The sequence below is a fragment of the Streptomyces sp. NPDC111802 genome (assembly GCF_055634335.1).
Genome location: NZ_JBVKCZ010000095.1, coordinates 1 through 11,086, shown reverse-complemented (window position 1 = coordinate 11,086; position 11,086 = coordinate 1). Strand labels below are relative to the sequence as shown.

At 68.9% G+C, this 11,086-nt stretch carries 10 protein-coding genes; 4 read left to right on the top strand and 6 right to left on the bottom strand.

Annotated features, from left to right (window positions below; all coding sequences use genetic code 11):
* From ACZ7NC_RS42975 to ACZ7NC_RS42950, 6 genes are all read right to left on the bottom strand, one after another.
* Nucleotides 1-946: hypothetical protein (locus ACZ7NC_RS42975; RefSeq protein ID WP_471497362.1), on the bottom strand; the 946-nt coding region annotated here is incomplete at its 3' end.
* Between the two features lie 35 nt (nt 947-981).
* On the bottom strand, nt 982-1,806 hold the full coding sequence (locus ACZ7NC_RS42970; protein WP_471497360.1) for a hypothetical protein: 825 nt from the start codon (nt 1,804-1,806) through the stop codon (nt 982-984).
* A 221-nt stretch (nt 1,807-2,027) separates the two neighbouring features.
* Complete coding sequence (locus tag ACZ7NC_RS42965) at nt 2,028-2,174, bottom strand: hypothetical protein (RefSeq protein WP_471497357.1); 147 nt, start codon at nt 2,172-2,174, stop codon at nt 2,028-2,030.
* 16 nt (nt 2,175-2,190) lie between these two features.
* Nucleotides 2,191-2,598, bottom strand: a complete 408-nt coding sequence (locus ACZ7NC_RS42960) for a hypothetical protein (protein ID WP_471497365.1) — start codon at nt 2,596-2,598, stop codon at nt 2,191-2,193.
* Nucleotides 2,599-2,755: 157 nt separating this feature from the next.
* Nucleotides 2,756-3,361 (bottom strand): hypothetical protein, encoded by a 606-nt coding sequence (locus tag ACZ7NC_RS42955; protein ID WP_471497355.1) that lies wholly within the window; start codon nt 3,359-3,361, stop codon nt 2,756-2,758.
* Nucleotides 3,362-3,660: 299 nt separating this feature from the next.
* Nucleotides 3,661-4,041: a hypothetical protein gene (locus ACZ7NC_RS42950; RefSeq protein ID WP_471497353.1), complete on the bottom strand. Its 381-nt coding sequence runs from the start codon at nt 4,039-4,041 to the stop codon at nt 3,661-3,663.
* Nucleotides 4,042-4,226: 185 nt separating this feature from the next.
* Between ACZ7NC_RS42950 and ACZ7NC_RS42945 the strand changes: the two genes are divergently transcribed.
* From ACZ7NC_RS42945 to ACZ7NC_RS42930, 4 genes are all read left to right on the top strand, one after another.
* Nucleotides 4,227-4,559, top strand: coding sequence for a GntR family transcriptional regulator (locus ACZ7NC_RS42945; RefSeq protein WP_471497351.1), 333 nt, complete (start codon nt 4,227-4,229; stop codon nt 4,557-4,559).
* 195 nt (nt 4,560-4,754) lie between these two features.
* The gene (locus ACZ7NC_RS42940) at nt 4,755-6,146 is read left to right on the top strand and encodes a helix-turn-helix domain-containing protein (RefSeq protein WP_471497349.1); all 1,392 of its coding nucleotides are present in this window, start codon (nt 4,755-4,757) and stop codon (nt 6,144-6,146) included.
* 20 nt (nt 6,147-6,166) lie between these two features.
* Nucleotides 6,167-6,847, top strand: a complete 681-nt coding sequence (locus ACZ7NC_RS42935; protein WP_471497347.1) for a RibD family protein — start codon at nt 6,167-6,169, stop codon at nt 6,845-6,847.
* 1,265 nt (nt 6,848-8,112) lie between these two features.
* Nucleotides 8,113-10,548, top strand: coding sequence for a hypothetical protein (locus ACZ7NC_RS42930; protein WP_471497345.1), 2,436 nt, complete (start codon nt 8,113-8,115; stop codon nt 10,546-10,548).
* Nucleotides 10,549-11,086: the final 538 nt, after the last annotated feature.

The following is an 11,086-nucleotide window of genomic DNA, read 5'->3' as shown; positions in this document are numbered from 1 at the left end:
CGGGCTGAGGCGTGGGCACGCCCGTGACGACCGCGAGGTCCGTAAGCGTGACGGCGTCACGGTCTCCGTCACTCCCCGCGTGACGCTCGCCGGGATGGCTGTTCGCGAAATCGCCCTGACCTGCGTGACGTTCACCAGCGTCCGTGACGGAGGCGTCACGCCCACCAGGCAGAGCGGGGAGGCCAGTGCCGGAGGCGTCACGGTCGGCCGTGACGGGCAGAGCGGGCGCAGTAGGCGTCCACGTGCCCAGCTCCGGCAGGCGGATCGCCGCGACCGAGGCGGGCAGCGCCTTCTTCGCGACCGTCTGCTCGGTGACCTGCGCCTGCTTGTGCAGGGTCTCGGTCATGGTCTGCTGGATCTTGAGCTGCGACGTGCGGTAGGCCGTCTCTGCGTCGGCCACGCGCTCCTCCAGCTCAGTGGCGAGCTCTAGCAGCTCGATGCGGTGCGCGGCCTCGGCCTCCATCTCCTCCAGGCGGTCGGCGACCTCTTGGCGCTTGGCATCGAGGTGCTGGCGCGTACCGGCGGACACCTTCCGTCCGAGTGACGGCAGCGCAATCCACCAGGCCGTTTTGGTCGCGACGATCGCGATCGGCGTGAGGATCACGGCCAAGTCGAACTCGCCGTGCCCGGCCAGGATCAGGTCCGTCGTGGGGATGGCGGCGTTGACGGCCGTGAGGGCCAGCCCGGCGTTGCGGACGCGCCGGCCACGCACCTTGTTGTTGCCCGACAAGATCTCCGTCGCCTGCATGACCACCCACAGGCAGTCCAGGGCGCCGACGGTCGGCGCGGCCCACCAGTTGAATTTCGGGTAGAGGATCTCGAAGGACACGTACATCGACAGGACGGCCACGCCCAGCGTGACGACTCCCAGCATGCTGAGCACCATCCCGCGCGAGGTGACCGCCCCCCGGGCGGCCTCCCATCGCGTTTTCTCGTTCGCGTTCACGCGGTTCTCCCTTCTTGCTTGTGGCGTCGGTCCGGTCAGCCGGTGGCCGCGGGGGACAGGCAGCCCGCGTTGGTGACCTGGTCCGGGTTGGCGTCGCCGGCAAGTTCGGCGACCTCTCGCAGGCGCTCGCGCTGGTCCTCGATCAGCTGCGCCGCCAGCGCGGCCAGCGGTGTGGCCCGCTCGTAGTGGGGAACACCGCGCCGGATGACCCGGTACTGCGGGGGGTACGCGTACTCGTCGATGTGGCGGATCGGCCAAGCCGACGCGTAAATGCCCATCTCCTCCGCGATGGTGACCAGCTCGAGCTCCTCCTCCACTCCAGCGACACGGATCTGCTCGGCGGCCGCCTGGGCAAGCTCGCTGGCGACGTCGTCGAAGGCGTCGGCGGCCGTCCTGGCCGCGCGCTCCGCCTCGGTCAGCCGGAGCAACTGCGCGCGCCAGTGACCGTCGCTGATGTTGGTGAACTGGGCGAACACTTCTCCCAGTTCGTGCCGCGCAGCGACCCAGGTGTCCCAGAGCTGGGCGGCTCGGTTCAGCAGCGGCCTGGCCTGGCAACGCAGCCGGGCCTGGGACCACAGCACGCGCGCCGCGGTGTACTGGTCGTGCAGGTCGCCGCGCCTCTTCCAGTCCATCTCCGAGTCGTCGTACGCGGCATTGGGGAACTCCGGCTTCGGCTCCAGACCGGTGAACGCCCTGAAGCGGTAGGTGACCACCCCTGAGCCCGGCCGGGCATCCACGAACTGCGGGTGGTCATAGCGTGTCGGGGCGGCCGGCACGGCAAGCGTCGACGCGACAGGCACCGTGCGGTGGGTCAGGCCACTGTCGTCCAGCGGCCGGTTGAGCGGTCGGGTGTGCGCCATCAGTCCTCCTGTAGGCCCGGACCTTCCCGGGCTAGGGCATGCGAAAGGCCAGCAGACCGCAGTGCGGGCGGTCGGCCTGAGGGAGTGCAAGCGGGGCGGGAGCGAGCGGGCAGGAAGCTGCCCGGCCGTCCCGCGCAGCTGGATACGAAGCCCGGCCGTCGCGGAGCTGCGCGCCATGCCCGCCCAGCGAAGAGAGCCGGCCAGGCGCACAGTGCCGGAGATCAGCGCCGCTGCTTCGACCGGGCGTTGTAGGCATCCTGGAGCCGGTGGAACCGCTCGTGGACCGTCTTGCCGACCGAGCAGTCGCGGCCAGCCTGGCAGGCCTCACAGCCGCTGGTGTGCTCGGTGGACGCCCTGAACGCCGCCATGTAGCGGGCATACAGGTCATCGCGCTCCGAAGTCACCGCGGCAGTCCCGGCGGGCGGCCTGCGGATGCGGACGGGCCGGCCCCGGAGCGCCGTCCCGGCCGTCCCGCTCATGGGGCGTCGGGCGCAGCGGCAGCGGCGGGCGCTCATCGTCCATCCGCACCTGCAACTGCCACGCAGCAGAGGCCGCGCACGCCTGGCAGGTCCAGAAAGTGACGCCGAACCATCCCCCGCAGGTGTCGCACTGCTGCCCGCCGCCACTGTGAGGTACGAGACGCTGGACGTCGGTGACGGCGCTGCGAGCCGCGAACGGGATGAGTACTCGAAGGCGCAGGGCCTCGCTCTCGTCACGCTCGAAGCCGCGCTCGTTGTCGTCGCGTTCCAGGTCGTCGATCAGTCCGCCGGATAACGACGCGGATGCCATCATGGTGATCACAGGGCCTCCCAACAGGTCCTGGACAGCCCCGGGTGGTCTCAAGTCACCGGGGCTGTCGTCGTTTCGGCTGGTCGTACGAGCAGCCACGGCCCTGGCCGACCCGAGGTGATCGGGTCGGCCAGGGCCGTGGTCGTTCGGGCGGGGCGGTTCAGCGCGGCCGCTTGGGATGGAGCGTCTTGAGCGGGACCAGGGGGCTGGCCAGCGGTGCGTCACCGGCGGGGAGCTGCGCGCGGCGGGTGTCGGTCTCGCGGACCGCCGACTCCGTTGATGCCCACTTCATCTCCCGCAGCAGCCACGGGGCCCGGCCGTCGCCCGGCTCATCCGCCGCCTGCGCCAGCTTCGACGCTGCGATGTGCATGACGGCCGGAGCAGGAGCGGTCTTCGGCTTGCGCAGCACGGTGGTCGACCGGCGGAACGACGTGTCCTTGTCAGCGTCGGCCAGGGCCTGACGCCACTCGGGGATCGTCATGTCGAACACCACCTCGCGGTTGCTGCTGCGGCAGCGGATCGCAGCGGCCTCGCCGGCCTTGCCGGTGTGGTGCGGGACCAGCTTCTGGATGCGGCTCTGCATGCCGGTGATGGGGCACCAGGTGCCGCAGTCCTCGCAGACGAGAACCGCGTTCAGCGGCTGCCGCAAGTCAATGTGCGACGGCGGGAGTTGAGAAAGCCGAATGGCGGGGAGGCCACTGACCCGCTTCGTACGGGTCCGGGTCTTCCGCTCCTTGGCCTTGGGCATCGCGGACGTGATGGTCATGTGGGGGATCTCCTTCATACGGAGGGCAGGGGCTGCGTCGCGGTGCTCTCTCCGCCCACCAGGCGCACGGGAAACCCGGCGTCCTGGAGGACGGACAGCGCATCAGCGCTGCGACGTGCATGCAGGCCAGTCGAGGAACCCGGGGATTTGGTGTTGCCATCAACCCGGCCACCCCGAGGGGCGGACGACTTCCTGCAGGTCTTGCGGTAGGGACCGACGTTCCGGCTCCCTCATCCGGCGCCGCACGCAGGCGGTTCCGGGTGGGGGAGCCGGGTCCGAAGACCCGGCGGGGGTAGAGGTCAGGCCGCGACCGGCACGACCGTGGCGGTAGCCGGCGGCGCGATGCGCAGTTGTGCGGCGTAGGGAAGAAAGACTTCGACCAGGCGCTCACACACGAAGCGGGCGATGTTCGGGTCTTCGGCGGCGATGTCGCAGGCTGCCAGCAGACGGTCGTGCCGGGCCTCGATCGCGTCCTTCACCGATTCCTCGTCCAGACACTCAAGCCGCTCGGAGAGGAGGAGACCGGCCTCGTACATCGAGAGCGGCGTGCCGAACGCGATGTCCAGGTCGACGTCGCCGAAATCCGGCAGCCCCACCTCAATCGCGACCAGCAGCTTCTGGGTCTCAACGTCGAAGTCCTCCGTGACGAGGCTTGCGGCGGGGCGGCGGATGACGTTCATGGGGTGGTGCTCCCTTCGGTGACAGGATCTCCATGATCCCGGCCAGTGGCAGGTGGGGTTTTGCCCGACCGCTTACTTCGTCGACATAGTCGACTTAACCGATACAGCGGGCGCCATGTCAAGCGGTTGGTTGGTGAAGCTATGGAAGCTAGCTATGTCGAGGGAGTCGACCTACGATGTCGCTCATGAGCAACGAGTCCGTGCAGCCGTACCAGCGAATCGTGCAGGACGTGCGGGACAAGATCCGCTCGGGGCGGCTGACCGCCGGCACGAAACTGCCGAGCACACGGGAGTTGGCCGACGAGTACAGCGTGGCTCCAGGCACTGTCCAACGTGCGTTGGCTGAGCTGCGGGTAGCCAGACTGATCTACTCCCACCAGGGACGCGGATCGTTCGTTACCGAGACGGCGAGCGAGTCCAGTGAGGACTCGACTGCCCGCGCCCTCAAGAGACTTGAGGAGCAGGTCTCGGACTTGGCCGCGCGCCTCGAAAAGATCGAGAAGGGACGCAATGACTGACCACCTTCCTCGCGTCACATTGCTCATGTTCGCCCCTCCTTGGCGGGCTCAACTTCGTTAGCAAAGTTGTAGGCCTGGACAAGGAGCGAGTTCTAGATCGACCGTGTATCCGGACGCTGGATACACCGAGTGAAGACATGGAGGGGGCAGCAAGTGGTCCAGCGGCCAAAGGTGTTGACGCCCAATCAGTCACCCGTGCACCGCTTCGGCTACACGCTTCGAGAGTTCCGGGAAGCCCGCCGGTACTCCCTGCGCCGCCTGGCTGCGGAAGCCTTCATGTCGCACTCCAAGCTGCAGAAATGGGAGGGCGGAGACAGGGCTCCGAAGGACCGGGCAGAAGTCGAGCTGATCGACTCGTTGCTCCACGCTGGGGGCGTTCTGGTCGATCTGTGGGAGCGCATCGGCGCGGATGTATCCGTGCGCGGCCATGTATCCGTTTCGTCTCCCCATGTATCCGATGCATCGATCGGGCTAGCCATGGCTGCCTCCCAGCAGGCAGCGTCTGATCATGAGGGGATCTTTGTCCCCGCTCGTCTACGAGATGGATCGGTGGTGTACGTGGCGCTGGATCGACGCGCGATGCTGCGAGGCGGGGTGGGGATCGGTGCAGCGGCCACATTGGGGGCGGGAACGCCAGCGGCCGCGGCTTCCGATGTGGTGCCGGGCCTGACGCGTCCGGCCCGGTCGGCGGCCGCGTACAACGGGAATCCAGTGGAACACCTGCGGCGTGCTCGCCGACTACTGATCGACAGTGACAACCTGCTCGGCCCGAACCAGGCGATCACGGCGGTTCGCGAGCACATCGACGTCATCAAAGACCTTCGCAAGGAGGCCAAGGGCACTGACCGCCAGTCCCTGATGGAACTGCAGACTCAGTACGGCGAATTCGCGTCCTGGCTCTACCAGGACCTGGGCGACTTCGAGAGCGCTGAGTTCTGGCTCGACAGGGCGTTCCAGTGGAGCCACACCGTCGGTGACGGTGACCTGACCTCGTACGTGATGGCGCGCAAGGCCCAGCTCGCCGGTGAGATGCGAGACCTGGTCGACGTCGTCGACCTAGCCGAAGCCGCACAGCGCATGGCGAGGCCTCGCAGCCGTCTCGCGGCGGTTGCACGGACTTACGAGGCGTACGGCCATGCGCTGCGCGGTGAGGACACCGACAGCGAGCGGGCGATCGACGACGTCCGCAACTCCCTCGATCGTGTCTCCAGTGACACGACTCCCTGGGGGGTGTGGCTGAACGAGCAGTACGTCGATGTGCACCGGGCGCAGGGACTGGAGGTGCTGGGCAAGCACGCCGAGGCCGCAGAGATTTTCACCGCGGCCATCAAGTCCCTGCCCGAGGGGTACCACCGCGACCGGGGGGTGTACCTCGCCCGGGCCGCTGTCGCGCACGCTGGTGCTGGCTCCCCAGAAGAAGCAGCTGCGGTCGGGCTCCAGGCCCTGACGGTGGCAGCGGATACCGGCTCGGGCCGGATCGTCCGTGAACTCGCGCGCTTGGACAGGTCGCTGGCCCCATGGCAGCGCCAGCCCGAGGTCGCCGACTTCCGCGCGAACTTCGACGCCGCAATAGCCCACGAAGCCTGAAGAAACGGATCACGAGACCGATGACCACACGCCCGTATGTTCTCCTCTCCGCCGCGATGTCGGTCGACGGATATCTGGACGACACCAGCCCCGACCGGCTGCGCCTGTCTAACGCCGCTGACTTCGACCGCGTCGACCAGGTCCGCGCTGAAAGCGACGCCATCCTGATTGGCGCGAACACCATGCGCCGGGACAACCCGCGCCTGCTGGTCAACGGCGAAGAACGGCGAGCTCAGCGCGTCGCCGACGGCAAGCCTGAGTATCCGCTGAAGGTGACGGTCACCCGGTCCGGTGATCTCTCTGCCGACCTGAATTTCTGGCACCACGGCGGCGCCAAGTTGGTGATCACCGTGGACAGCGCGGTGGAAAAGGTAGGCGCCACCCTGGGTGACCTGGCCGACGTGGTGAGCGTCGGCCCCGAGTTCGACTGGGGCCTGGCTCTCGATGAGCTCGGGCGCCGCGGCGTCGGCCAGCTCATGGTGGAGGGTGGCGGCACCATCCACACTCAGCTGATGGCCGCGAATCTCGCCGACGAAATCCACCTCGCTATCGCCCCGCTCCTGGTCGGCCAGCCCGAGGCGGCACGCTTCCTTGGCGCCGCCAATTACCCGGGCGGATCAACCGCCCGAATGAAGGTGCTGGAAGTCGGCGCGGTCGACGACGTCGTGTTCGTTCGCTACGCCCCCAAGGAGCGTGCCTGAGGTACACCACCGACTGAAGGCAGGAGCTGCGCTGGACGCGGCGAGCGATCGACCTCGCCGCGCTGTGCTCTCCGGCCGCAGACACCTACTCGGTCGGCACGATCAGCCTCGACGAGGACGACGCGGATCTGCTGTGCGGCTGCTCCCATGCTTGATCCCCGTGAGGCGCGAATTCAGCAGAACGATATCGAGTTGTGATGGACCGTCAGTGGCCGCGTGGCTTTGCGACACGTGCGCCCCAGGGGCTCGGAGCCCCAGTACGAAGGAGTATCGTGTCTCCGAGCTTGATCAACAGAAAAATGGCCCCCGCGACCTTGAGTAAGTCGAGGGGGCGGGGCCACTGGACCTTGTAGTGGGGGTCCTCGGCCTGCCGACCACCCGTATCAACGAGTCCAGGTGATCGACATGCATCAGGGTACCCGTACTCTGCCCCAGTCACACAGCACCCCGCCGTGGTGCCAGCAGCGCGTGAGCGATCGCTGGCCCTTCGACGGTGCGTTCGTGCTGTCCGCGCGCACCCCGGTACACCCCTCTTGTGAGGGGGTCGGGATGACGTAAGTCGCCGGGGGCGGCGCCTGCATCGCAGGTCTTCTGGCCGCCCCGGGCCTGGTTCCCGGTGATTGCCCGTCACCAGTACCAGCGCCCATCTGCTCTCCCTGAGGCTTGCCCGGCCTCTTGGAGGAGCTGCCCGCCCCGGTGCCAGCCGGCTGCGAGCGGTTCGATCTTTGTTCGTTTCCCTCGAACGCGAAGCGCCCAATAGGGAGCTTCGTTGTGCCCGCCTTCAAAGAAGGAGGCGTCGTCATTCTGCACGACTGCTTGGGCTTTTGCCAGCCCACATACACCCGTTTTACCCCCGTTTGGGGGTCTGTGAAGTCACCCCTTGACCGATTTCACAGCACGATTCGCCCCGTAAGTCCCGTTGTTCAGCAGCGCTGTTGTCTGTTTCGGGCCGCTCCGCAACCGCGAGCCCTTGTCCGTCCAGTCAGTGCCCCCGCTCCTGTCGCTGCCAGCGCGATTGTGTCCACGGGCCGTCCGGCTCGCGACCGCCAGGCGATCGCTTCTCGTGTGTCGGCCGGGGTGGGCCAGTGAGCGCCGTGACGGCGAAGGCCGCTGTCTCGTTCGATCGCCCCCCCGGTGGTGTGCCGCGTCGTCGGCTGCGGTCGGTGCCCGCGCAGGCCGGCCCGGTGCCGCTGCGTGGTCCTGCGCACCCGCTCGCGTTGGGTCGGGATACTCGCGCCCGGCTGGGTGGTGCGGTGCACGCGCTGATGGATGTCCCAGGCTTGGAGGGTCTGTCGGATGCGGTCCGTCTCGCGGTGATCGTGCTGGCGTCGCGTACTCCGTCGTCTTCGGGTGTGGTGGAGATCCGCACGCCGGAGCTGGGGCGGTGGCTGGGTCTGTCGGCGTCGTACGTCGCCTCGGACGTGGTGCCGGCGCTGCGCCGCTCGGGCGTCGTCGACGTCGAAGCGGCGGAGGGCGAGTACGGCCAGGCCGTCGGGCTGAAGTGCAAGGTGCTGCCGATGTGGGCCGCGCAGGGCGTGGTCGGGCATCCGCTGGCGCTGACGAAGAAGGAGCTGGCGACGCTGCTGCGGCTGATGGAGGCTGTGATGGCGCCGGGCTGGATGCACCGGGACGGGAGCGTGACTCCGGCCGGGCTGCTCGGGTCGCGCACCGGTCGGGCGGCGGCGACGGACCGGCTCGCCCTGTTGCTGCTGGTGCTCGAGGCCCGGGAGAACGGCCGGGTGCGGCAGTGCGGCGGAACGGTCGACACCCGGCGCGGCCGGGCGGCGGCGACAGCGGCCCGGCTGCTGGGCTGCACGGCGTCGGCGGGTGAGCGGGTGCTGGAGCGACTGGAGCAGCGGGACTTGGTGGTGCGGGTCCGTGTGCGTACGGCGTCCGGGCTGCGTCACCGTACGCGGCTGGTGGTGCCAGCGGTCGCGGCCGCGCACGGCCGGGACGGGATCGCGGACGCTCGGGAGGATCGTTCGGACGCTGCGGAGCCCGGGCCCGTAGACCCCGCGCTTGCGGCAGGGGGTAGCGAGGCTCCCGAGCCGAAGACAGATTCACACGTCAGCGGTGCGCTGGTGGCCAGTAAGGGTGATGTGACAGAGCCCGCGCTTGCGGCAGCCCTTCACACTGATCACCCTCTTGTGGGTACTCCTGTCTCTTCACTTGCCCTCTCTCATGGGTGTTCCGGCGAAGGCCGTGGTCCGAAAGGCCGTCGGCCGGAGTACGCACGCGTGCGCGAGGACCAGGCCGTCGACAGCGAGGTGGTCGGCCAGGCGCTGCCAGAGTGCGGCGCGGGCGGCCCGCTACGCGGGGAACAGCAGCGGAAGTCCCCGTCGATGAGCAGCAAGAAGGCCGGCCCCGGGTCGGTGAGCAACATACCGGTGCGGGTCGCGGACTGTGCAGGTCACGGCAGGCAGCAACGGGGGAGGGTGCCGCTGCCCGCGACAGACCTGCGAGAGATCTTGGAGCCGGTCCGGCTGGTGTGGGCGCGTCTGGAGCGTCCCGCTGCCCGCCGCTTGGTGGAGGCCGCCACCCGCTCCGAGCTGGCCACGGTGAGCGGGTTCGTCGGCAGGATCAACGCGCCCCAGGTCCTCGCGGACCGGCTCGCCCGGCGGCTCGCAGACCAGCTGCGGCTGGGCGGCCCGATTAAGGACCCGGTGGGCTGGCTGGTTGGCAAGGGTCTGCCTCAGCGGCAGGAGTGCGGCGACGCGCTGTGCGACGACCGCATGCTGATCGACTCCGGCCGGGACTGCCCGCGCTGCGAGGACCGCCAGGCAGACCGCCGTGCCCAGCGCCGTACGGTCGCGGCCGCCATCGACAACGCTATGCCGTACGCCACGGCGGAGGAACGCCGCGCGATGGTCGACCGGCAGCTGCACGAGGACGTGACCGCCCAGGCGTGGGCCCGCGAGCACCGGTGGGAGCAGGTCCGGGCCCGGCAGGCGGCGGCCGCCAGGGCCCGCGCCGAAGCCGCGGCCGCCCTCGGTGAGCGGCCCCGCTCACAGCCGTCGGCTGTACTGCCCACGCCCCGTTTGGCACCCGTCGCGCCCGCACCGGAGGCCGACGTCGCCCACCAGGAGCTGGTCCTCGAGGACTTGACCCGCGAGCAGGTCCTCGACTGGCGCACCCGAGCCGCCGGCGACCACCAGGTCGTGTTCGACCACATCGACCGGTACGGCGAGACGTCGGCACAGAGGCTGTTCACTGGGGCGTTCGTGGCGAAGGTGCAGCGCCTGTCCCGCCTCGGGCACCTGAACCTGGGCTACACCCCTTGGGGGGTCGGCATGAGCGGCGAGGTGTCCGGCGTTGGTCTGGCCCGGGTGGCGCGGCACGCGCGAGCCGCTGGACTTGGGCGCTGTGATCGGCGTGCTGCTGACCGAGCGGGCCTGGGAGCTCCAGCGGCCAGCGCCCCGCTGCGGGAGCAGTGGGAGGCCATCCACCGACGGGTACTACGCCCGGGGACCATCCCGCCGGCGCGGGGAGCCACGCCGGTCTCGGGGCTGAAGGGGCCAGGACCATACGGAGGGCGCAGGGAGCCGGAAGCGGAGCAGGCCGCCGCGGCGGCACGACGCGGACCATCCGCGCAGGCTCGGGGAGCACTTCCAGACGCGGTGGCCGACCCATTGGGCGACGGGGCCATCCCCGCGAGCGCGGGGAGCACCAGCGGAGGGAGGTGGGGTTCGTGCTGGAGTTGAAACCATCCCGCGGGCGCGGGGAGCACACCAGGTCCAGCACCCATCTGCTCTCCGTGAGGGGACCATCCCCGCGGGCGCGGGGATCACAAAACGTACGCTGCCGAGTCCAAGGTCATCTCGGGACCATCCCCGCTAGTGCGGGGAGCAAAGCCGATCTTCAGCTACGGAAGACGTCTTCCATCTCCCACAGGGTGGAACTGATCTTGCTGACGCCTTCCCCTGTGCTGAGTACGGCGTGGGTCAGAGCTAAAAGGGCATACGCCGTTGCACGCTGCCCGGGATCAGTGACCTCTGCGAGCTCTTGGTCAGCCAAATTCGCATAGTTCCGGGCTTCGCTGCTGTGGTCAGCCACAAGTCCTCCTCATCGTCGCCTCGCGACGGTACAGCGCGGGACTGACACTCGCTGCAGACCGAATCCCGCGACGCTTCTGAGGTCTTCTCTTCGGGGTGACGGTGGATCAGTCTTTGGGTGTATGCCGGTAGTTGTGCGGTATTCCGATGGGGGTGGCCTGACTCCGAAGCAACGGGCCGTGAGAGA